Source organism: Sphingomonas aracearum (assembly GCF_003345355.1).
Classification (GTDB): Bacteria; Pseudomonadota; Alphaproteobacteria; order Sphingomonadales; family Sphingomonadaceae; genus Sphingomonas; species Sphingomonas aracearum.
This window is the reverse complement of the sequence record NZ_QQNB01000002.1, coordinates 757116-778076: the sequence shown is the minus strand read 5'-3', so window position 1 is coordinate 778076 and position 20961 is coordinate 757116. Positions and strand designations below refer to the sequence as shown.

The 20961-nt window shown below is 69.8% G+C and carries 25 protein-coding genes, 1 tRNA gene and 1 pseudogene; 19 read left to right on the top strand and 8 right to left on the bottom strand.

Annotation, left to right across the window (positions count from 1 at the left end; all coding sequences use genetic code 11):
* Positions 1 to 21: 21 nt before the first annotated feature.
* The 7 genes and pseudogenes from sufC (DVW87_RS10985) to DVW87_RS10955 form a co-directional block, all read left to right on the top strand.
* Positions 22 to 150 (top strand): annotated as a pseudogene (gene sufC / locus DVW87_RS10985) (Fe-S cluster assembly ATPase SufC); the annotation flags it as partial.
* 2 nt (positions 151 to 152) lie between these two features.
* Positions 153 to 620, top strand: coding sequence for a hypothetical protein (locus DVW87_RS10980; RefSeq protein WP_114687795.1), 468 nt, complete (start codon positions 153 to 155; stop codon positions 618 to 620).
* The gene (sufC, locus tag DVW87_RS10975; protein WP_114687794.1) at positions 607 to 1476 is read left to right on the top strand and encodes a Fe-S cluster assembly ATPase SufC; all 870 of its coding nucleotides are present in this window, start codon (positions 607 to 609) and stop codon (positions 1474 to 1476) included. Before DVW87_RS10980 ends, sufC (DVW87_RS10975) begins: the two co-directional genes overlap by 14 nt.
* 123 nt (positions 1477 to 1599) lie before the next feature.
* On the top strand, positions 1600 to 2667 hold the full coding sequence (locus DVW87_RS10970) for a SufB/SufD family protein (RefSeq protein WP_114687793.1): 1068 nt from the start codon (positions 1600 to 1602) through the stop codon (positions 2665 to 2667).
* The gene (locus DVW87_RS10965; protein ID WP_114687792.1) at positions 2664 to 3866 is read left to right on the top strand and encodes a cysteine desulfurase; all 1203 of its coding nucleotides are present in this window, start codon (positions 2664 to 2666) and stop codon (positions 3864 to 3866) included. The genes DVW87_RS10970 and DVW87_RS10965 overlap by 4 nt, the downstream gene beginning before the upstream one ends.
* Positions 3863 to 4312, top strand: a complete 450-nt coding sequence (locus tag DVW87_RS10960; RefSeq protein ID WP_114687791.1) for an SUF system Fe-S cluster assembly protein — start codon at positions 3863 to 3865, stop codon at positions 4310 to 4312. The genes DVW87_RS10965 and DVW87_RS10960 overlap by 4 nt, the downstream gene beginning before the upstream one ends.
* On the top strand, positions 4312 to 4668 hold the full coding sequence (locus DVW87_RS10955) for a HesB/IscA family protein (protein ID WP_114687790.1): 357 nt from the start codon (positions 4312 to 4314) through the stop codon (positions 4666 to 4668). The genes DVW87_RS10960 and DVW87_RS10955 overlap by 1 nt, the downstream gene beginning before the upstream one ends.
* 3 nt (positions 4669 to 4671) lie before the next feature.
* On the opposite strand, the gene DVW87_RS10950 is transcribed toward DVW87_RS10955, so the two are convergent.
* Positions 4672 to 5172: a nuclear transport factor 2 family protein gene (locus DVW87_RS10950; RefSeq protein WP_114687789.1), complete on the bottom strand. Its 501-nt coding sequence runs from the start codon at positions 5170 to 5172 to the stop codon at positions 4672 to 4674.
* A gap of 54 nt (positions 5173 to 5226) precedes the next feature.
* On the opposite strand from DVW87_RS10950, the gene DVW87_RS10945 reads away from it, so the two are divergent.
* Positions 5227 to 7278, top strand: a complete 2052-nt coding sequence (locus tag DVW87_RS10945) for a M13 family metallopeptidase (RefSeq protein WP_114687788.1) — start codon at positions 5227 to 5229, stop codon at positions 7276 to 7278.
* A 154-nt stretch (positions 7279 to 7432) separates the two neighbouring features.
* Here the strand turns inward: DVW87_RS10945 and DVW87_RS10940 are convergent, their stop codons facing one another.
* From DVW87_RS10940 to ygfZ, 4 genes are all read right to left on the bottom strand, one after another.
* The gene (locus tag DVW87_RS10940) at positions 7433 to 8824 is read right to left on the bottom strand and encodes an efflux transporter outer membrane subunit (RefSeq protein WP_114687787.1); all 1392 of its coding nucleotides are present in this window, start codon (positions 8822 to 8824) and stop codon (positions 7433 to 7435) included.
* Positions 8821 to 9966, bottom strand: coding sequence for an HlyD family secretion protein (locus tag DVW87_RS10935; RefSeq protein ID WP_114687786.1), 1146 nt, complete (start codon positions 9964 to 9966; stop codon positions 8821 to 8823). Before DVW87_RS10935 ends, DVW87_RS10940 begins: the two co-directional genes overlap by 4 nt.
* Positions 9963 to 11630: an MFS transporter gene (locus DVW87_RS10930; RefSeq protein ID WP_239017860.1), complete on the bottom strand. Its 1668-nt coding sequence runs from the start codon at positions 11628 to 11630 to the stop codon at positions 9963 to 9965. Before DVW87_RS10930 ends, DVW87_RS10935 begins: the two co-directional genes overlap by 4 nt.
* Before the next feature lie 64 nt (positions 11631 to 11694).
* Complete coding sequence (gene ygfZ / locus DVW87_RS10925; RefSeq protein ID WP_114687784.1) at positions 11695 to 12426, bottom strand: CAF17-like 4Fe-4S cluster assembly/insertion protein YgfZ; 732 nt, start codon at positions 12424 to 12426, stop codon at positions 11695 to 11697.
* A gap of 45 nt (positions 12427 to 12471) precedes the next feature.
* Here ygfZ and pyrC point away from each other — a divergent pair, with 45 nt between their 5' ends.
* Positions 12472 to 13509 (top strand): dihydroorotase, encoded by a 1038-nt coding sequence (gene pyrC, locus DVW87_RS10920; RefSeq protein WP_114687783.1) that lies wholly within the window; start codon positions 12472 to 12474, stop codon positions 13507 to 13509.
* A gap of 308 nt (positions 13510 to 13817) precedes the next feature.
* Here pyrC and DVW87_RS10915 read toward each other — a convergent pair whose 3' ends face one another.
* On the bottom strand, positions 13818 to 14585 hold the full coding sequence (locus tag DVW87_RS10915; protein WP_181814803.1) for a DUF1134 domain-containing protein: 768 nt from the start codon (positions 14583 to 14585) through the stop codon (positions 13818 to 13820).
* A gap of 170 nt (positions 14586 to 14755) precedes the next feature.
* Here DVW87_RS10915 and DVW87_RS10910 point away from each other — a divergent pair.
* From DVW87_RS10910 to DVW87_RS10890, 5 genes are all read left to right on the top strand, one after another.
* Positions 14756 to 14846, top strand: a tRNA-Ser gene (locus DVW87_RS10910).
* A 164-nt stretch (positions 14847 to 15010) separates the two neighbouring features.
* Positions 15011 to 16186, top strand: coding sequence for a tyrosine-type recombinase/integrase (locus DVW87_RS10905; protein WP_114687781.1), 1176 nt, complete (start codon positions 15011 to 15013; stop codon positions 16184 to 16186).
* Positions 16187 to 16338: 152 nt separating this feature from the next.
* Entirely contained in the window at positions 16339 to 16572 is a 234-nt protein-coding gene (locus DVW87_RS10900) for a hypothetical protein (RefSeq protein WP_220149819.1), read from the top strand.
* Complete coding sequence (locus DVW87_RS10895) at positions 16572 to 16946, top strand: winged helix domain-containing protein (RefSeq protein WP_147276257.1); 375 nt, start codon at positions 16572 to 16574, stop codon at positions 16944 to 16946. Before DVW87_RS10900 ends, DVW87_RS10895 begins: the two co-directional genes overlap by 1 nt.
* A gap of 438 nt (positions 16947 to 17384) precedes the next feature.
* The gene (locus tag DVW87_RS10890; RefSeq protein WP_114687779.1) at positions 17385 to 17588 is read left to right on the top strand and encodes a hypothetical protein; all 204 of its coding nucleotides are present in this window, start codon (positions 17385 to 17387) and stop codon (positions 17586 to 17588) included.
* A 119-nt stretch (positions 17589 to 17707) separates the two neighbouring features.
* Here the strand turns inward: DVW87_RS10890 and DVW87_RS10885 are convergent, their stop codons facing one another.
* Both DVW87_RS10885 and DVW87_RS10880 read right to left on the bottom strand, forming a co-directional pair.
* On the bottom strand, positions 17708 to 17965 hold the full coding sequence (locus DVW87_RS10885; protein WP_114687778.1) for a DUF6953 family protein: 258 nt from the start codon (positions 17963 to 17965) through the stop codon (positions 17708 to 17710).
* Positions 17962 to 18165, bottom strand: coding sequence for a YodC family protein (locus DVW87_RS10880; protein ID WP_114687777.1), 204 nt, complete (start codon positions 18163 to 18165; stop codon positions 17962 to 17964). The genes DVW87_RS10885 and DVW87_RS10880 overlap by 4 nt, the downstream gene beginning before the upstream one ends.
* A gap of 114 nt (positions 18166 to 18279) precedes the next feature.
* On the opposite strand from DVW87_RS10880, the gene DVW87_RS10875 reads away from it, so the two are divergent.
* The 5 genes from DVW87_RS10875 (at position 18280) to DVW87_RS17795 (ending at position 20721) form a co-directional block, all read left to right on the top strand.
* A complete protein-coding gene (locus tag DVW87_RS10875) occupies positions 18280 to 18564 on the top strand; it encodes a hypothetical protein (RefSeq protein WP_114687776.1) in 285 nt (94 codons plus the stop codon).
* Positions 18561 to 18863 carry a hypothetical protein gene (locus tag DVW87_RS10870; RefSeq protein ID WP_114687775.1) on the top strand — a complete coding sequence of 101 codons (303 nt, stop codon included), beginning with the start codon at positions 18561 to 18563 and terminating at the stop codon, positions 18861 to 18863. The genes DVW87_RS10875 and DVW87_RS10870 overlap by 4 nt, the downstream gene beginning before the upstream one ends.
* On the top strand, positions 18853 to 19479 hold the full coding sequence (locus tag DVW87_RS10865) for a hypothetical protein (protein WP_114687774.1): 627 nt from the start codon (positions 18853 to 18855) through the stop codon (positions 19477 to 19479). The genes DVW87_RS10870 and DVW87_RS10865 overlap by 11 nt, the downstream gene beginning before the upstream one ends.
* A gap of 167 nt (positions 19480 to 19646) precedes the next feature.
* Positions 19647 to 20048, top strand: a complete 402-nt coding sequence (locus DVW87_RS10860; RefSeq protein WP_147276255.1) for a hypothetical protein — start codon at positions 19647 to 19649, stop codon at positions 20046 to 20048.
* Between the two features lie 16 nt (positions 20049 to 20064).
* Complete coding sequence (locus DVW87_RS17795; RefSeq protein WP_147276254.1) at positions 20065 to 20721, top strand: hypothetical protein; 657 nt, start codon at positions 20065 to 20067, stop codon at positions 20719 to 20721.
* Positions 20722 to 20961 lie beyond the last annotated feature (240 nt).

Sequence of the window (20961 nt, the reverse complement as noted above, 5' to 3'; positions counted from 1 at the left end):
GATCAAAGGCAAGGCTCCATGATGCGCAAAATCGAAAACCTCCACGCCGAGATCGACGGCAAGCCGATCCTCGAGGGCTCGCTCCCCGTCAACGCGGGCGAGATCCGCGCGGTCGGCGACCCGAACGGCGCGGGCAAGTCGGAGCCTGGCCGATGATCGTCGCCGCGCTCCTCCTGCTGCTGCAGAGCACCATCGTTTATGACGATCCCGGCGACGCCCCGCGCGTGCCGGACGAAGCGGGGGTGATCTATGCGGATTATCTCGGCTGCATCAGCGACCCGCTGGAGCCGGTGATGGCCAGCGGCGAGCCCGCCGGCAAGGCTGCGCGCCTCGCCCTGGTCCGCAAGACGCTGGCCGGTTGCGCGGCTCTCCGCGCGCAGACCGCGGCGGGCATGGAGGCGAAGATCGCGCACGAGGGCGACTGGAAGCAGCCCGCCCGCCGGGCCGCGCTGATCGAGGAGATACTCGGCAAGGCGGAACAGCGGGTCAGCTTTTCCGTGATCGAACCCGACGCATTCCGCCAGATGATCGAGAGCTTCCGTACGTGCCTCGACGCCGGCGGCGACAAGGAACGCTGCGCCACGAAGCAGCCGCAACAGGAACCCCATGCTCAAGATTGAAAACCTCCACGCCGAGATCGACGGCAAGCCGATCCTCAAGGGCCTCTCGCTCACCGTGAACGCGGGCGAGGTGCACGCGATCATGGGGCCGAACGGCGCGGGCAAGTCGACGCTCGGCTACGTCTTGGGCGGGCGGCCGGGCTATGAGGTGACGGAAGGCAGCGTCCACTTCCGCCCCACCCGTCATGGCGAGCGCAGCGACGCCATCCTGGGGGGCACGCGCGACACTGGATTGCTTCGCTCCGCTCGCAACGACGGAGAGGCGGCTCGCAATGACGAAGGCGGCGACTGGATCGACCTCCTCGCCCTCGAACCGCACGAGCGCGCCGCGGCGGGGCTGTTCCTCGGCTTCCAGTATCCGGTCGAGATCCCCGGCGTGTCCAACGTCCAATTCCTGCGCGAGGCGCTGAACGCGCAGCGCGCCAGCCGCGACGAGAAGCCGCTGTCCGGCGGCGAGTTCCTGAAGCTCGCCCGCGCCCAGGCCGATGCGCTCGGGCTCGACCAGGAGATGCTCAAGCGCCCGGTCAATGTCGGCTTTTCTGGCGGCGAGAAGAAGCGCAACGAGATGGTGCAGATGGGCATCGTCGATCCTGCCTTCGCGATCCTCGACGAAACCGACAGCGGCCTCGACATCGACGCGCTGCGCATCGTCGGCGACGGCATCAACCGCATCATGCGCGCGCCCACCAAGGCCGTGCTGCTCATCACGCACTATCAGCGGCTGCTCGATTACGTGAAGCCGGACGTCGTTCACGTTCTGGCGGACGGCCGCATCACCCGCACCGGCGGGCCGGAACTCGCCCATCAGCTCGAGCGCGAAGGCTATGCGGGCGTTGGGGCCGAGGTGACGGCGTGAGCCTTCGGAGGTGCAGTTCCCCGGCGAAGGCCGGGGCCCGGCTTCGGCGCGACGCGCCGATCGATGCTGCCGCGTCGGCTGTTGATCGGGACTGGACCCCGGCCTTCGCCGGGGAACCCGGTCATGGTTGAGGCGCTGGATCTCCCCACCACACGGGGCGAAAACTGGCGTTGGGCCGACATGCCCGCGTTGCAGGCGGCGCGGGCGTTGCGCGGAGAGGCCGATCTGCCAGACCGCTTGCTGAAGGGCGCAGCGCGGCTGGTGTTCGTCGATGGCCAGCTTGCCGAGCATCTGAGCGACGTGGACGCGCTGGACATCACGCGAACGACGCTCGCCAGCGACCATCCGCTCGCCGCCCACGCGAATGGCGACGCGGTGGCGCTCGCCCTTGCGGCGCAGAGCGTCACCGCGCTGGAAGTCGTCCGCCTGACAACGGGGGAGGGGCATGCCCCCCTCGCCATCACGCTTGCGGCGGACGCGGTGCTCACCTTGGTGGAAACCTTTGCCGGGGCGGGCTGGTCCAACGCGCTGACCCGTTTCGACCTCGCCACCGGCGCGCGGGCGATGCGGGCGGTGCGCGTGGTGCAGGAGGCGGGCTTCGTCTCCACCCGCGACGAGGTGCGCGTGGGCGAGGCGGCAAGCTTCGTCTCCACCGCGCTCGCCGCCACCGGCGCGGGGGTGCGGTTCGATGCGATGCTGACGCTCGACGGCGACGGTGCCTTTGCCGAGTTCGGCGGCGCGCTGCTGACCCGCGAGGACCAGCGCCAGGAATGCGCGGTGCGCGTGCGTCACGCCAGGCCCAACGGCCAGAGCCACCAATTGTGGCGCGCGGTTGCCGCCGATCGCTCCACCGCCAGCCTCGCGGCCGCGGTCGAGGTCGCGCGCGATGCGCAGAAGACCGATGGCGAACAGTCGCTGCGCGGGCTCCTCCTGCAACGCACCGCGACGGTGAACCTCAAGCCGGAGCTGGAGATCTTCGCCGACGACGTGAAATGCGCCCACGGCGCCACGGTGGGCGAGCTCGACCGGCGGGCGCTGTTCTACATGGAGTCGCGCGGCATTCCGGCACCCCGCGCCAAGGCGCTGCTGACCCGCGCCTTCGTTGCCGATGCGCTCGGCCGCATCGCCGACGAGAGCGTGCGCGAGCAGTTCGAGGCGGCGGCCGACGCCTGGCTGGAGCAGACGCTGTGAGCGGCGCCGCGCCGCTGGACGTGGTGGCCGACTTCCCGGCGATCCCCGTCGGCTGGGCCTATCTCGACACCGCGGCCACCTCGCAGAAGCCGCAGCCCGTCATCGACGCGATCGCGCGCGGCTATGCCGAAACCTATGCAACCGTGCATCGCGGCGTGTACCAGCGCTCGGCCGACATGACGCTGGCTTATGAAGCGGCGCGGCGGAAGGTCGCCACGTTCATCGGCGGCAATCCGGACGAGATCGTCTTCGTGCGCGGCGCGACCGAGGGCATCAACCTCGTAGCAGCCAGCTGGGCCGCGCAGCAGCTTCGGCCCGGCGACCGCATCCTGCTCAGCCAGCTGGAGCATCACAGCAACATCGTCCCGTGGCAGGTCGCCGCCGAGCGCACGGGCGCCGCGATCGACGTGGTGCCGCTCACCCCGGACGGCCGCATCGACCTCGAGGCGATGGCGGCGATGCTGACGCCGCAGCACAAACTCGTCGCGCTGGCGCACGTCTCCAACGTGCTCGGCTCCGTGCTCGACGCCAGGGCCGCGACGGAGCTGGCGCACGGCGTGGGGGCGAAGATCCTGATCGACGGCTGCCAGGCAGTGCCCCGGCTGCCGGTGGACGTGGCGGCGATCGGTTGCGACTTCTACGTCTTCTCCGGGCACAAGCTGTACGGTCCGACCGGGATCGGCGTGCTGTGGGGCCGCGCGGAACTGCTGGAGGCGATGCCGCCCTACCAGACCGGCGGCTCGATGATCGACCGGGTGAGCTTCGCGCAGACCACCTACGCCCCCGCGCCGACCCGGTTCGAGGCAGGCACGCCGCACATCGTCGGCGCGCTCGGGCTGGCGGCGGCGATCGACTATGTGGAAACGATCGGGCTGGATCGTATCCATGAACACGAAACGGCGCTCGTGCGTCAGGCGCGCGCGGCGCTCGGCCGGATCAACTCCGTCCGTCTGTTCGGGCCGGACGATGCCGCCGGTATCGTCTCCTTCGCGGTGGAGGGGGTGCATCCGCACGACGTCGGCACCATCTTGGACGAGGGACAGGTGGCGATCCGCGCCGGCCATCATTGCGCGCAGCCGCTGATGGACGTGCTGGACGTGCCGGCCACCGCCCGCGCCAGTTTCGGCGTCTATAACGGGCCCGGCGACATCGAGCGGCTGGTCGCCGGGATCGAGAGAGTGAGTAGGATCTTCGGATGAGCGAAGAACGTATCATGGTGGAAGAAGTGGACGCGGTTGTCACGCCGCCCAAGGCGCGGGTTGAAGATGCCCCGCGCGAACGCGATTACCTGTCGGGCTTTCTGGCCCAGCAGCCCCGCGCGCAGGGTACGGGCGAGCCGGGCGGCGCGCTTTACGAGGCGGTGATCGACGCGCTGAAGGAAATCTACGACCCCGAAATCCCGGTCAACATCTACGACCTGGGCCTGATCTACGGCGTGGAGGTGACCGCGGAGGGCCATGCCGCCGTCACCATGACGCTGACCACGCCGCATTGCCCGGTCGCGGAGTCCATGCCCGGCGAAGTGGAGCTGCGCGTCGGCGCGGTGCCGGGCGTGTCGATCGCGGACGTGAACCTCGTCTGGGATCCGCCCTGGGACCCGCAGAAGATGACGGACGACGCCAAGCTCGAACTGGGGATGCTGTGATGGCCGACACGATGACCCGCACCCGTCCGGCCGCGCTGCTGCTCACGCCCGCTGCCGAGGCGCGGATCGCCGCCCTGATGGCGCAGGCGCCGGAGGAGGCGATCGGGGTGAAGCTGTCCACGCCGCGGCGCGGTTGCTCGGGGCTGGCCTATTCGGTGGATTTCGTGGCCGAGGCGAAGCCGTTCGACGAGAAGATCGAGACGCGCGGCGGCACGCTTTACGTGGACGGCGGCTCGATCCTCTACCTGATCGGCTCCACCATGGATTGGGTGGAGGACGATTTCACCGCCGGCTTCGTGTTCAACAACCCCAACGCCAAGGGCGCCTGCGGCTGCGGCGAGAGCTTCACCGTCTGACGCTCAGCCGGCGCAGCCGGTCGTCCGCTGCGACCAGGTGACGTTCAGCACCTTCCACGCGCCGCCCTCGCGCACCAGGTCGAAATGGTTCACCCCGCAATGCTGCACCTGGCCGTTCAGCCGGAAGGTGAAGGGTGCCCACACCATGGCGATGTCGCCGTCGATCTCCACGGCGGGATCGCTGATCGTCTCGTAGGCGCCGCTGCCCGGCTTCAGCCCGGCGGTGAACTGTGTCCAGGTCATGCGGCGCACGCTGCGGCTGCCGTCGGGCCGCTCCACCGCGGCGGTGGCGCTGCCGTCGGCGCGCAGCACGGCGTTCGCCGCCTCGGCGCTCCCGCTGCGGATCGCGCCGAGCAGCGCGTTCACCGGCGCCAGCACCGCCTCTTCCTCTGCGCCCCCGATCGGCAGCGGATTGGCCGGCGGCAGCTTGGGGCTAGGCGTCACCTGGCTGGACATGGATTGCAGGGCGAGCAGCAGGGCGAACAGGGGGGAGGGGGTCAGCATGGCGCCACGCTAGGCTCTGGCGTCGCTCCCGGCAACGATGTAGCAATCGGGTCCATGAAGCGCCTCGCCCTCGTCGCCGCCCTGATCGGCACCACCGCCCTTGCCCAATCCGCAACGCCGCCCGCCCCGCGTCCGGCCGGCGTGGACACGACGGCCATCGACACGTCGGTGAAGGCCGGCGACGATTTCGATGCCTATGCCAACGGCGCCTGGCGCGCGCGCACCACCATCCCGGCGGACCGCGCCTCCACCGGCGTGTTCTACGACGTGTTCACCGTCGCGGAAAAGCGCAACGCGGAACTGATCGCCGGCCTCGGCGCCGCCAAACCGGCGGCGGGCACCGATGCGCGCCGCATCGCCGATTATTACGCCGCCTATCTCGACACCGCCGCGATCGAGCGCCGCGGCCTGGCGCCGATCAAGCCGGAGCTCGACGCGATCGCCGCGCTGCCCGACAAGGCGGCGCTGGCGCGGATGATGGGGGCGGACCTGCGCGCCGATGTCGATCCGCTCAACGCCACCAACTTCCGCACCGAGCATCTGTTCGGCCTGTTCGTGTCGCAGGGGCTCGCCACGCCGGACCGCACGGTGCCTTATCTGTTGCAGGGCGGCATCGGCATGCCGGAGCGCGATTACTACCTGTCGCAGGACGCGGACAAGGTCGCCGCGCGCAAGGCCTATGTCGACTACATGACCCAGGCGATGACGCTGGCCGGCCTCTCCGACCCGGCCGCTCGCGCGCAGCGGGTGATGGCGCTGGAAACGAAGATCGCCGCCGCGCACCTCGACTATGTCAGCTCGCAGGACGTGACCAAGGCGAACAACGTCTGGCGCGCAGGCGATTTCGCGACCAAGGCGCCGGGGCTCGACTGGAAGGCGTTCTTCGCCGCTGCGCAGCTGGGCGGCCAGTCGGAGTTCATCGTCTGGATGCCGGACGCGACGACCAGGCTCGCCGCGCTCGTCGCCAGCGAGCCGCTGGCGGCGTGGAAGGACTGGCTCGCCTTCCACCATATCAATCAGGTCGCCAGCGTGCTCCCCAAGGGCTTCGACGACGCCAGCTTCGCCTTTTATGGCAAGACGCTGTCGGGGGCGCAGGTGTCGCGTCCGCGCGACAAGCGGGCGATTGCGGCGACGAACGGCGCGCTGGGCGATGCGATCGGCAAGATCTACGTGCAGCGCTATTTCCCGGCCTCGTCCAAGGCCGAGATCCAGTCGATGGTGAAGAACATCCTCGCCGCGTTCGACGGGCGCGTCGCCAAGCTCGACTGGATGGCCCCCGCCACCAAGGCCGAAGCGCGCCGCAAGATCGAGACGATGCGCGTGGGCGTCGGCTATCCGGAGAACTGGCGCAGCTATGCCTCGCTGGAGATCCGCGCGGACGACCCCGTCGGCAACCTCCAGCGCGCGCGGGCAGCCGAATACCGGCATCAGCTCTCCAAGCTGGGCAAGGCGCCCGATCGCGGCGAATGGTGGATGACGCCGCAGACGGTGAACGCGGTCAACCTGCCGCTGCAGAATGCGCTGAACTTCCCCGCCGCGATCCTGGAGGCGCCGTTCTTCGATCCCCGCGCGGACGCGGCGAGCAATTACGGCTCGATCGGCGCGGTGATCGGGCACGAGATAAGCCACAGCTTCGACAATAGCGGCGCCACGTTCGACAGCTCGGGCGCCCTGCGCAACTGGTGGACGGACGCCGACCTTGCCCGGTTCAAGGCGCAGGGCAAGATGCTGGCCGACCAGTACAGCGCCTACGAGCCGCTGCCGGGCGCCAAGGTCAATGGCGAGCAGACGCTGGCGGAGAACATCGCCGACGTGGCCGGCCTCACCGCCGCCTATGAGGCCTACCACGCCTCGCTCGGCGGCAAGCCCGCCCCGGTGATCGGCGGCCTCAGCGGCGACCAGCGCTTCTTCCTCGCCTTCGCGCAGAGCTGGCGCGAGAAGACGCGCGAGGCGGCGCTGCGCAGCCAGATCGCCACCGACGGACATGCGCCGGGGGGCCTGCGCGCGCAGACCGTGCGCAACCTCGACGCCTGGTACCCGGCCTTCCAGGTGCAGCCCGGGCAGAAGCTGTACCTCGCCCCGCCGCAGCGGGTGAAGGTGTGGTGAGGCTCAGGCTGCTAGGCTGAGCTTTCCACTGCGCCTCCCCGGCGAAGGCCGGGGTCTAGTTGGGGGACGCCGATGATGAGCGTTGCGGCTCGCCGCAGAAGCTTTCCCAACTGGACCCCGGCCTTCGTCGGGGAGAAGCGAGTAGGCGAAGCTCTTATCGCCCCACCGCCGCCACGTCCGGCGCTGCCCAGCCGCCGCCCAGTGCCTGGTACAGCGTGACATAGGCGTTCAGTCGGTCGGTGTTCGCCTGGATGAGCGACAATTGCGCGCTCAGCAGCCCGCGCTGTGCATCCAGCTGCTCGATGTACGAACTATAGCCTGCGCGATAGCGATTGCTGGCGTTGCGCAGCGCACCGGCCAGCGCGTCGCGCTGCCCGGCAAGCGCCACCGCCTGCTCGCCCGAACGCTGCACGCCCGCCAGGCTGTCGTCCACTTCGCGGAACGCCTGCAGCGCGGCCCGGCTAAAGGCGAACGCCGCCTGGTCGCGCCGCGCCGCCGCCGTGTCCGCCTGCGCGCGCAGCCGCCCGCCGTCGAAGATCGGCGCCAGGATGCTGCCGCCGAGCGAGAACACGCCGATGCCGGCCGGCAGCAGGCTGGAAAGCGCCACCCCGGTCGACCCCGTCAGGGAAAGCCGCGGCAGCAGCGCCGCGCGCGCGCTGTCGAGGGTGCGGTCGGCGGCGACGAGGTTCTGCTCGGCCTGGAACAGGTCAGGCCGGCGCCGCAGCAGATCGGCGGGCAGGCCGTCGGGGATCGCGGGAAAGACGAGGTCGTCGAGATTGCGGCCGCGCGGGATCGCGCCGGGCGTCTGCCCCAGCAGCAGCGACAGCGCATTCTCCTGCCGGCTGATCGCCAGCTCGGCCGCGGGCACCAGTTGCAGCGTCGCCTGATACTCGGCCTCGGACTGCCGCAGTTCCAGGTTGGAGGTATAACCCGTCTCCGCCCGGCGCCGGGCGATGCGCAGGCCTTCGCTGCGCGCCCCCAGCGTCTGGCGCGCCACCGCGAGCCGCTGGTCCAGCGCGCGCAGGGTGATGTACCCGGTGGCGACCTGTGCGGCGATCGTCAGGCGCACCGCGTCGCGCGCCGCCTCGGTGGCGAGCAGGGTGGCGCGGGCGGCCTCCGTCGCCTCGCGCAGCCGGCCGAACAGGTCGGCCTCGTAGGAGATGGTGGCAGCGGGCTGGCCGGCGAGGGAGGTGCTCGGCTCGCCGAAGGCGTTCACCGCGCGCGCTTCGCTGAGCGAGCCGCCCAGGTTGAGCTGTGGCGTCAGCTGCGCGCGGGCCAGACGGGTCTGCGCCTGCGCTTCCTCGATGCGCGCGATCGCCGCGCCCAGATCGGGGTTCGCGGCCAGCGCGCGGGCGACCAGCCCGGTCAACACCGGATCGTCGAAGGCGCTCCACCAATCCGCGCGGATCGGCGTGCCGGGGCCGAGCGCGGTGCGCCAGGCGGGCGGCGGCACCACCGCCGCGCCGGCGGGCGGGGCAGGGCGCTCGCCCACGCACGCGGTCAGCGCCAGCGCGCCGGCCGTCAGGACAGCGAGAGCGCGCGTCACCGCGGCTGCGGCCCGCCGGAGGTGTCCACCCGCGCCTGCACCGACATGCCGGGGCGCAGGCGGGTGGCGAGGGGCTGACCGGGATCGATGCGGATGCGCACGGGGATCCGCTGCGGCACCTTGGTGAAGTTGCCGGTGGCATTGTCCGGCTTCAGCACCGCGAACTCGCTGCCGGCTGCTGGCGAGATCCGCTCTACATGGCCGGTCAGCTTGGCATTGCCGAGCCCGTCCACCGTGAAGATCGCCGGCTGGCCCACCGCCATGCGCGCGGTTTGCGCTTCCTTGAAGTTGGCGATCACCCAGGTTTCCGGCGGCACCAGGAACATCAGCTGCGATCCGGCGGTCACATACTGGCCGTTGCGCACGCCCACTTCGCTCAGCCGGCCCGTTTCGGGCGCGCGGATCACGGTGTTCGCAAGGTCGATCTGCGCCAGCCGCTGCGCCGCCTCCGCGCCGGTGACCGCGGCCTGCTGCCCGCCGCGGCCGACCTCCACCGTGCGGATGTCCTGCTGGGCGATGTTGCGGGCGGCCACCGCCTGCTGCAGCTGCGCCTGCGCCTGGCGCAGGGCGGCGAGCGTCTGGTCCCGCTCGCGCAGGGACACCGATCCGTCGGTCACGAGATCGTTGACGCGCGCCATGTCGGCCTGCGCCCGCATCAGCTGCGCGCGGGCATTGGCGACGGCGGCTTGCTGTCCGGCGAAGCTCGCCTGTCGGCTGGCCGCGGCCTGCCGGCTGTTGGCCAGCGTGGCCTCCTGCGCGCCGACCTGCGCCGCCGCCTGGTCGACCCGCTGGGCGTAGATGCGGTCGTCGATCTTCACCAGCGGCTGGCCGGCGGCCACCTGCTCGAAATCGCGCACCAGCACCTGAGTGACGTAACCGGACACCTGCGGCGCGATCACGGTGGTGCGCCCGCGCACATAGGCGTTGTCCGTGCGCTCATAGGCGTTGGCGAAGGGCGGCAGCCGCCACGCGGCCAGCACGGCGAGGATGCCGGCGAGCGCCACCAGCGCCAGGACGATGATGGCGGTGCGGCTTGGCCGTGGCGGCGCCCAGCCGGAGCCGACCGGCGGGGGCGGCGCCTGCTCGGCGGCGCGCTCCTCGGTCACGGGGGCGGGAGAAACGGGGGAGCGGGTGTCGGTCATGCAAGGGCCCTGCGCTCGCGCCAGCGACGGCGGGCGAGCAGGAAAAGGAGATACAGGAAGGTAGCGGCGGCGAGCGCCGCGACCAGCCGGAAGACGTCGTCGTAAGCGAGCACGTTCGCCTCGCGCGTCGCCGTCTGCGACAGCAGCGCGCCGCCTTCCGCCGATCGCAAGGCGGGATCGCCGACCACGCGCGCCAGGCCCGCCGATCCTGCCTGCAGCCGCTGGGTGACGATCGGATCGGTCGGGTCCACCGCTTGCGTGATGGCGGCGCTGTTCGCCTTTTCGCGGATCGTCTGGTAGCTGCCGAGCATCGCCGTGCCGGCCAGCCCGCCGACGCTGTTCAGGATGCCGAACAGGGCGACGAAGCTGATGATGTGTCCGCTCCCCTGTTGCAGCGCGCGCGTCATTCCGAACAGCAAGGACGGACCAAGGAAAAAGGTTCCGGCAAAGGCGATCACCATCTGCGTCAGGTACATCTGCGGCGCGCGGGTGAGGCTGGTGGAATAGCTGTCAGCCCAGGCGGCCACCGCGACCAGGCCGATCGCCAGCATCACCGGATGGGCGAGCTTTTCCACGTTCAGCGTGATCGCGCTTGCCGCGACGCCGGCGGCCGAGGCGAGGAACAGCAGCAGGAAGAAGGTGCCGAGCTGGTCGTTGTTCTGGCCCAGCACGGTGAGCAGGCCCACCGCGGCGAAGGTCTGTTCCGACAGGACGATGCGCGCCATGATCGTGACAACGGCAAAGCGCAGGATGTCCGCGCTGCCGAGCCAGCGGGTGTTGAGCAGCGGATTGGCCCGGTGATGCTCGATCAGCAGCGCGGCGGCGAGCATTGGAATGGCCGCGATCAGCGCCCAGGCGATCCATGTCGCATTGGTCCACCAGACATAGCGGCCGAGCCCCAGCACCGCCGCGAACAGCGCCACCGCGCTGCCGTAAAGCGTGAAGGTGACGAAATCGAGCGGCTCGAACGCCTTCTGCCGGACGGTCGGCGGCAGGCGCAGCAGCGCCACGGCGGCGACGCTGAGCAGCGCCAGCCCCAGCTCGAACAGGTACAAGGTGCGCCACTGCGACATGGCGAGCAGATCGGGCGAGAACATGCGCGCGAGCGGCGTCGCGCATTGCGGCACGCCGATGCCGACGACCACCGCCTTCAACCGCCACTTCGCCGGAAACGCCTGCATCATGTAGTAGAGGCACAGGCTGGACAGCGGCGCGCCGGCCATGCCGCTGGCCGCGCGGACGATCAATGCGGTGGAGAAATCGAGCACGAACAGGTGCGCGAACGTGATCGCGGCATACAGCCCCAGGAAGATCAGCGCGAACGGCCGGAGGCCGAACTCCTGCCGGAACTTGACCAGCAGCAGGTTGATGCTGGCATTGGTCGCCACATAGATGGTCGGCAGCCAGGCGATCTCCACCGGATCGAGCCCCAGCGCGCCCTGCAACTGGTAGGTGTTGGCCGAGATCAGCGAGTTGCCGAGGCCGCCGGTCAGCCCCACCAGCACCGCGATCAGCGCATAGGCGATCTGGCGGCGGAGCGGATGGTCCGGGGAACCGGGCGAGCCGGGCATCACCGGGCGCTCGTGCGCGGCGAACTCCCATTCCTGTTCGGTCAGGAAGCGGCGCAAGCGATACCAGGGCGTCAGGAGGGTGCTGGACGACACGTGCGTGTCCATGCGCCGAACATTGCTGCTCTGCAACGCCGTACGGCGCCGCCGTTGATAAAGCTCAGTCAACCGCCGGGGCGAGGGCGGCTTCCAGCCAGTCCGGCCGCAAGGCATCGCCGAGCGCCTCCACCCGGCGCAGCTCCACCATCCAGCCGAGGTCGGGATAGGTCGCGCGGGTGCGACTGCCCGGCGCGGAAAGGGGGGCGACGACCAGCCGGCGGTTCACCTTGGCGCGGTAGTGCATGCGCGCGGTGTTCTCCTGCCCGACATAGCAGCCCTTGGTGTAGCTGACCCCGTTGAGCTCCGCGCCGTTGCATTCCAGCCACAGCGTTTCGCCGTCGCCCAGCTCGCCGCGCCCTTCCGTCACGCCCAGCGCCAGGCGATGCTCGCGCCAGCCCTCCGCCGGTTCGCCCGCCGGCCCGAGCCAGCGCCGGCCGAGCGCCGCCAGTCGCGGGTCCGATACGCCCGCCTCGCCGTCCGCCGACCAGTGCACCGCGCCGGCAGCCGGTTCGATGGTGATCGCGCGCCGCAGCCGATACAGGGACAATCGCCGCGCGAGCGCCTCGGCGGCATCGGCCTCGCAGTCGATCAGCACCGCGTCGCCATCCGCCCACAGCAGGAAGTCGAACAGCGCCTTGCCCTGCGGCGTGAGCAGCCCCGCCCAGCGCGGCCCTGCCTCCAGACCGGCGGTGTCGTTGGTGACGAGCCCCTGGAGAAAACCGCGCACGTCCTCCCCGGCCAGCCGGATCAGCGCGCGATCGGTCAAGGTGGTGGCGGTCGAGAAGGTGCCCATGGCCGCTACCTAGGCACGCGGGACGACCCGCGCTAGGGCAGCACCATGACCGAGCGCCTGACGATCCGCCGCCCCGACGACTGGCACGTGCACCTGCGCGACGGCGACATGCTGCGCCTGGTGGCGGGGCACACGGCGCGGCAGTTCGCCCGGGCCATCATCATGCCCAATCTGGTGCCCCCGGTGACGGAGGCGGCGACCGCCGCCGCCTATCGCGACCGCATCCTGGCCGCGCTGCCCGAGGCCGCCGCCTTCACGCCGCTGATGACCTGCTACCTGACGGACGCCAGCGATCCGGCCGAGATCGAGCGCGGCCATGCCGAAGGCGTGTGGGTCGCCGCCAAGCTCTACCCCGCGCATGCCACGACCAATTCCGCCCACGGCGTCAGCGACATCCGCGCGCTCACCGGCGTGCTGGAGACGATGCAGCGGATCGGCATGCCCCTGCTGATCCACGGCGAGGTGACCGATCCCGCAATCGACATCTTTGATCGCGAGGCGGTGTTCGTGGAGCGGATCCTCGCGCCGCTGGTGCGCGACTATCCGGCGCTGAAGATCGTGCTCGAACATATCACCACCGAGGAAGCGGCTTCGTTCGTGCGCGAGGCCGGGCCGAACCTCGGCGCGACGATCACGCCGCAGCACCTGCACCTCAACCGCAACGCGCTGTTCGCCGGCGGCTTGCGCCCCCATGCCTATTGCCTGCCGGTGGTGAAGCGCGAGCGGCACCGGCTGGCGGTGCGCGCGGCGGCGGTGTCCGGCTCGCCCAAATTCTTCCTGGGCACCGACAGCGCGCCGCACGCGATCGGGCGCAAGGAGATGGATTGCGGCTGCGCCGGCATCTTCAACGCGCCGTTCGCGCTGGAAAGCTATCTGGCGGTGTTCGAGGAAGAAGGGGCGATCGAGCGCTTCGAGGGTTTCGCCTCCGAGCACGGTGCCCGCTTCTACGGCCTGCCGCTGAACGAGGGGACGGTGACGCTGGCGAAGGGGAAGGCGACGGTGCCGGAGCGGGTCGGCGACGGCGCGCTCAGCGTGGTGCCGTTCCATGCCGGCGAGACGCTCGGGTGGCGCTTCGCGGGGTGAAGGGCGGGTTTCGACCGGCCCCTCTCTGAACGGCTCCCCGGCGGAGGCCGGGGTCCAGCTGGGGAAGCGCTTGTAGGTGAGCGTGGCACCTTCCCGCCGAAGCTCTCGGGCGATCGCGCGACCGTCTCACGTCCCAATGCCGCCGCGGCTTAGTTGGGAAGCGCGCGTAAGACAGCGCAGCACCCGCTGTCGAGGAAAGCCGCCCGCACTATTCCCCGCCGCGGCAAAGCCGCGTCGTCGGTCGGAGCGATGCTCCGCCGGCCGGACCGGCGTGAGTCCAGCCGCTGCAGGCGGCTGGCCACGCTCGGTCAGAACGGCAGCCAGTTGTTCTTGTGGCTGAACTTCATGTAGCCGACGTTCACGCCCTGCCGCCAGCCGACGCCCAGGCGAATGGGGATCAGCACCACGTTGCCGCGGCGCAGGTAGGTCGCGGCGAACCCGCCGACGAGGTACAGGCGCCCCTCCGCGGCGGGAAAGCGCGCATAGATCTCCTCGCTGTCGTACAGGTTGTAGACGAGAACGAAGACCTTGTTCGCGTCGCCACCCAGGTCGAAGCCTACGGAAGGCCCGGTCCAGTAGATCGGCTGCTGGCCCTCCACCTTGTGGAACATGGTTCCCTGGCCATAGCGCAGGCCCACCACCAGGGCCCCGGAGGCTTCCTTGCCGGAGATATACGCGTTGGGGCGGCCCTGTTCCTTGAGCGTCCGCTCCAGAATGCCGGCAAGCCCCGCGGCGCCCTTGCCGAACACGCCTTCTGCGGCATTCAGCAGTTCCGGCTCGGTGAAGGTGTCGCCGCGTGCCGCATCGGCGTTTGCCGCCTCGCGGGTGCCGGTGGTGCCGTCCGCGCCGTTGCGCACGGGAGCGGGGGCGGGCTCGTTCGCAGGCCGTGCGGGCGCCTCCGCAGGCGCTTCGTCGGCCACCGGCACCGGATCCGGGTCGGCGACGGGCGGCGGCGCGCGTCGGCCGGGTGCCAGGTCCGCATCGATCGCCTGATTGGGATCGATGGTGCGGACCTGCGCGGCAGCAGGCGACGCCATCGCGACGACCAGAAGCAAGGAACAGAGCAGCGTGCGCATGGTAACAGAAATCCCCCGGGGCATGGCCCGGCGACAAGGTTAACCCGACATCGCCTTGCCCGGCAATGAACACGCGACGATCCGAGTCGATCCGACGCCAAAAAGCGGTCGCAGACGGTGTTGATCGCCCGCCCGACCATCGCTATAGCCGCGCATCTGCCGCCGAAACCGGAGACGTGGGTGAGTGGCTGAAACCAACGCTTTGCTAAAGCGTCGTACCTCCAAAGGGTACCGAGGGTTCGAATCCCTCCGTCTCCGCCACCGGGCCTTCCGCAGCCTTCCGCGCGCTCCCTCCTAAGCCCTTGTGACCCGCAGAAATCCTCGGCTTTTGTTGCCGTGGGCTTCCGTTGCCGTTCGCCCGCTTTCGCGCTAGGAGAGGGGGATAGGGTGGGGGAAACGCTCCACGACCCTCGCAAGGAGGCAGCATGGGCAAGTTGACGCAGGCCAGCATCCGGGCCGCGCTCGCCAAGCCGGGGCGCTACCGCGACGGTGACGGGCTGCTGCTGTTCGTCAGCAAGCCGGGCCTCGCATCGTGGGTGTGTCGCTATCAGAAGGACGGCAAACGCCGCGACTTCGGGCTGGGTTCGCTCAAGACCATCAGCCTTTCGGAAGCACGGGAGAAGGCCCGCGCAGCCAAGAAGGCGCTGACGGAGGACCGCGACCCGCACACCCTCTGGAAGCAGCCACCCGCGATGACCCGCCTGTTCCGCGACGTGGCGGGCGAGTTCGTGGCGGCCAAGCTGTCGCCGGGTGGGCAGAAGCTGGCCCTCTCCCGGTTGCAGGCCCACGCCTTCCCGGCGCTCGGCAAACTGCAAGTGCAGAGCATCGACGCAGATGCCATCGCCAAGGCGCTCGCGCCGATCTGGCAGAGCAAGCCCGAAACCGCGAAGCGCGTTCGGCAGCTTGTCATCCGCGTCATCCGGTTCGCCCGGCCAGACGGCCCGCTGCTGGAGACGACGCTGGCGAAGGGCGTGAGCGACCGGCTCCCCGCCCAGCCGCGCCGGGGTCGCTTCGCCGCGATGGACTACCGGGACGTGCCGGGCCTGATGACCCGCCTCGAAAGCAAGGGCGGCTTCGGCGCGCTCGCACTTCGCGCCACCATCCTGACCGCCGCCCGGTCGGGCGAGGTCCGGGGCGCGACCTGGGATGAACTCGACCTGGAGCGCGGCGTGTGGACAGTCCCGGCGGAGCGGATGAAGATGCGGCGCGCGCACCGCGTCCCGCTGTCGCCGGAGGCGCTTGCCGTGTTCCAGCAGGCCGCCTCGCTTCGCCGGGCGGGCACCAACCTCGTTTTTCCGTCAGCGAAGGACGGGATGCTGTCCGACATGACGTTGAGCAAGGCGCTCCGCGACCTGGGTGTTACCGACGCGACGGTGCATGGCTTCCGCTCGACCTTCCGCGATTGGGCGGCGGAGCAGACCAGCCTGCCCGGGGAGGTCGCCGAAGCGGCGCTCGCCCACGCCGTCCCCAACGCGGTCGAAGCGGCCTACCGGCGCACGACGTTCTTCGACCTGCGGCGCGACCTAATGGATGCCTGGGGACGCTTCGCCAGCGGCGCGGGCAGCGCGACGGTCGTGCCGCTCGCCAGCGCCAGCGCGTAGCAGGCACGACTTCCGCCCGGCGTCACCCGCCGCCGTTGGAGCCTTGATCTGTTCTCGCGCTGTTCCTATAACGCCCGCCCATAGGGGCGATGCCCCGGTTCTAAGCCGACCCGACGTGGGGCGGCACGGACATATTCCAGTGGAGTATGTTCGTGACGGTCAAGGCTACCTTTCCCGCCAGCAGCGCCGATGCGGCGGCTGACCTCCAGCCCAAGCTGGTGAGCGTCGAGAAGGCGCGCAGCCTCCTTGGCGATATCGGCAAGACCCGGCTCTACGAGTATTTCTACAGCGGCGATCTGACCCGGGTGAAGGTCGGCGCGCGCACCTGCGTCACTGTCGAGAGCATCGACCGGCTCGTTGCCCGGTTCATGCAGCAGGCCGCGTGATGGATGCCCCTCCCCCCGCAGGGGGAGAGGACAGCGTCACTGTGGCAGGCGACGCTCCCCTTTCCACCCGTTCCGCCCCCGCTGGCAAGACCCTCTTCCGCAAGCAGGACGGCTCGTGCTTCGCTACCGGCGGCGCGAACGCTCGTGCGCTGCTCAAGATGATGGCGTCGCCAGGCGGCATCACGACGCTCGACCTGTGGCCCCGGCGAGCGGATGAGCCCGGCATCACCACCCGCTTCGGCAGCGTCCTCTATCAGCTTCGCACCCGGTTCGGGCTGGTTATCGACACGCTCTACGAGCCGAACATCACCCGGCCGGGACGGCACGGCGTGTATCTTCTGCGCGAGCGCCTGACGGTCGTGGGCAGCGGGTAAGAAGAGGCTGGCCGGGCGGCGGCAACCGCCCAGCCAGCACCACCACCGGCGCGGAGGGTATGACCAAGACCGTGGCGCGCCGGGACGTGAAGGCACCACCTACGGGGATGCGTCCATAAGTGCCAGCCCAGCCGAAGGAGCAAGGGGCGGACGCCGGGGCAGGGAACAGCCTCGAAAGCAGTGCTCCCGCCGTCTCGCCAGCCCTTGCGAGCGGTGCCCGAACGCGAGGCCCGGCTCCGCCGTCCATCGCCCAGGGCAGGGACGCCTCCTTCGCATCGGCCAATGGCCAGGGCGGGGGATGGTCGCCTCTGCCCTCTGCTCGGCCCTCACCACCATCCATCAACGGCTGAACCAACGTAGGTTATTAGGAGAGAGGGGTTGTCGAGTTCCGCGCGCGAAGCCCTGGACAGCAGCAAGGGAGGCCGCCCAGCCCGCCCGGTGCCCGCCGACTTCGCCGCGCGCTGGCCGCAGGTGGGTTGGGAGGGAGCGACGCTCGAATGGGGCACCCATTCCCGCGTCATCGCCCGGTGGCTGGCCGAGTGCGGGCGGGAGCGGCTGATAGCCGCGCGGGTCGCGTTTCTGGAGAGCCAGCGCGCGCTCCGCGACCGGGAGCGGCGCAAGACATACGGGATGGCCCGGTGAGCCGGGCCGCGCCGCCGCAGGGCCGCAAGGCGGGTCGCGCCGGACCTCCGGGGCCTCCCGCGACGCGCGGCGCTCTGGCGGCCTCCTGGCGGGGCCGGGTCACCCGGATAGATGCCCGCCTACTGCTGCCTTCCCGGTTGATCGGAAGGCAACCGGTCTCGCCAGAACTTCGCGGCGCGCTCGTACACGACGTCAGGGGTCAGCTTGTTGAAGAGGGCGAGCACCTGTTTATCGACGCACACGTTCCCGTTTGCATCGTAATAGGCCACCTCTTCATCGTGCAGGTGAAGGAGGTGGGTGGCGGCCTCCTCCTGATAGAGGAACCGCTTCGCCTCGAACTGCGCGAGCATCCAATCCGCTGCGTCCTGACGCGTCATTTCTTTGCCGGTGGCGTGTATTTTTGAAGCAGGTGCTCGGCATAGTTGCCGGAGTCGGCAGTCGCGCCTTTGAACCATCGGCAGAGATAGGTCTTTCGGGTCCGGCCATCTGGAGTTTCGCCCGGAACCTCATCAACGGTCATGGGCGGGCCACCCGATTTGAGCACCACAACGTCACCCTGGTTGAACATATTCGCCATCAGCAAAACCTCCTGCGTGAAAAGGTAGGAGACTCACTGGTGCCATGCCAGCGCCGACTTGTCCTTGGGTTTCGTCCCTAAACTTCCGATCGCCCGGTGCGGTAGGCCGTCTCGGTGAGCAGCACGACCGACAACGCCCAAGAGGGCAATGACAGCAACACGGTTCGCGATGGCGAGAAGGTCAGTCTTCCCTTCTCGTTCCGCGACAGCGCCCGGCGAGGTCCACCCCCGGCCCCGCCGCTCGCCGGGCGCACCCTTCGTTGCACGGACACCGGACGGCTGACCATCATCGACGGCAGCATGGCCGCCGCCATCGGCAGCGAGGCGGCGCGCTCGGGCCTGACGGTCGAAGGCTACCTGCGGCGGCTGCACTACGCACTGGAAAGGAGCGACGCATGATCGAGATGGCTGGCCTGTCGGCGGAGGAACTCGCCTTCATGGGAAGCCCCGAAGGCGAGGCGGCCATCGCGCGCGCCCGGCGGGACCATGAACTTCGCACCCGGTCGCAGCCCGACGCGCTCGGCTGGAGCATCGGCCATGTCGCCGCCGCCGTCCGGGCCGGTTACCTGGAGCGCCAGCGCCAGCAGTTCGCTGCCGCGACGGAGCAGGCCGGGGCCGACTACCGGAACGGCGAACTGGTCGCTTTGCGCGCGCTCCGCAACGAAGCCGCCGCTGCTGGAGGCCGCAATGTTCGCTGACGCCGTGCCCGCGCTGGATGAGCGCATCGCCGCCGCGCTGACCGGCACGGACGCCCTCACGTCCACCGATGCGAGCGCGGTGCTGGAGGAAGCCGAAACCGAGTTCCGGTCGCTGGAGCAGCAGGCGGACGCGCTCGACACCGAGGCGCTGTCGCCTTCGCTCACGCTCGCCCAGGCGCAGGCCAAGCGGGCCGAGGCTGGCGACCTGCGCTTCCGCAGCGACCGGCTGGACGCCGCCTGTTCGGCGCTCCGCATCCGCGTCGCCGATCTGCGCGAAGCCGAAGAGCGCGCCCGGCGGGCGGCGCAGCAGGAGGCCGCGCGGGAGGCGCGCGACGAACTGGCGGCGGAGATTGCCGACCGCTACCCCGCCCTGGTCCGCGAACTGACCGGCCTCGCCAAGCGCATCGCCGACTGCAACGCGGAGTGCGAGGCAGCGGGCATTCCGGCGACCGCCGAAGCGCAGGGGCGCGGCGTCCCGGCGAACTTCATGGTCAGCGGCGGCACCCTCGCCACCATCGGCAGCATCAACCTTCCCCTGCCGCGCGCCTACGGCTCCGCCTGGGGCACCGGCGGCAGCATGTTCGGCGGCGTCGAGTATCCGGGCCTGAACGCCTGATGCCGGGTGACCGGGTAGCGGCGTCCCGCCTACAGGGGGAGAAGCGCGCCGTCCGGTCCATTCCGCCGCCCAAGCGCGACACGGAGAGGGCGAAGCGCGCGGCGGCTCCGCCCCGGTCCAAGCCCGGCGATGGGCGGCGGCTCACCAGCGCGGCGAACCTCCCCCGCATGGCGGGCTGGAACCGCTGGCGGCCTGCCCGCCGCATCATCGACGTGCCGGGCGAAGGGCAACGGGAGCAGACCGAGGGCGAGGCGATGGCGCAGGCCCGCGCGCAGGTTCTCGACCTGATGGCGGCCGGGGTCCGGCAGTGCGATATCGCCAAGCTGATGCAGCCGCCGATGGACCCGGCGACGCTCCGCAAGCACTTCCGGCACGAACTCGCGCTCGGCAGGCAGCGGCAGATGGCAGTGGTCGCGGCGGTCGCCTTCCGGCTCGCCACCAGCGGCGATGACCCCGCCATGACCCGCTTCTGGCTGCGGACGCGGGGCGGCTGGCGCGACGGCGCAGGCGAGGCGCGCAGCGGCGGCGGCGTAGTCATTCAGTCGATGACGGGGGATGACCGGCTATAGGACGGCGGCGTCGCCGGTGGCGAAATCCGAAGGCGAGCGTAAAAGGGGAGCGGCAACGAAGAAGGGGAAAAGCATGAAGTGGACTGGACTTGCCGCGCTTCTCGTTTGGTGGTCGGCTGTAGCTGCTGCCGCACAACCGGTTGGCTTGAAGAACTATGTCCTTGGCTCGCCGATTGCTGAACTGCGGTCGCAACCACTAGACCCCGGCAAGTATGGTCCCCGGCGCGTCCGGTGCAGCGACGACGAAGGCGCGCCTGCCTGGATGGTTGCTGCTTACCCTTCAATGGTCGCCTGCTCATTCGAAGAGCAGATCGGTTCTAGCTGGGTCCGATCAGACCTTGCCCTCGACGCGGAGCGACAGGCAACCGTCATGTTTCATTACGCCGGAGGCAAGCTGGCCCTTATCGAAGCCTACATGGATCAGACGAGCGCGGGCGTCGTGGAAGAAAGCCTGGTGACCCGCTTCGGAGCGCCGACCCACCGCGCCACCCGCGCGTTTCAAGTTCAATCTGGCGCTACGTTCCCCCAACAAGAGGTCGAATGGACACTTGGCAATCGGAGCGTGACGCTGCTCTCGCCCGACCTCACGACCCGGCGCATGTCAGTCACTTACCGGGACACCAGCGCGCTCGCGCAAGCAAAGGCTCGGACCAAGCCCGCTGACATCATGTAATTGATTGTGGAGCGCATCGGGGAGGAAGCGGTGGGGGAAACGGAAAAAAGATGCCTGCCGAAAGCGGCAAATATTCACGCGATATGAGCGACTTAGAAGGAGTGGGTTAGACGGCCTCCGTCTCCGCCACAGCGTCCCGACGCTGACAAAGCCTCTTTACAAATTCGGTGATCTTGCTGGGGCTTGGGTCGCAGTGTGGGCGTCTATAGACGCTGCCGACGGTGCGCGCTGGGTCTTTGC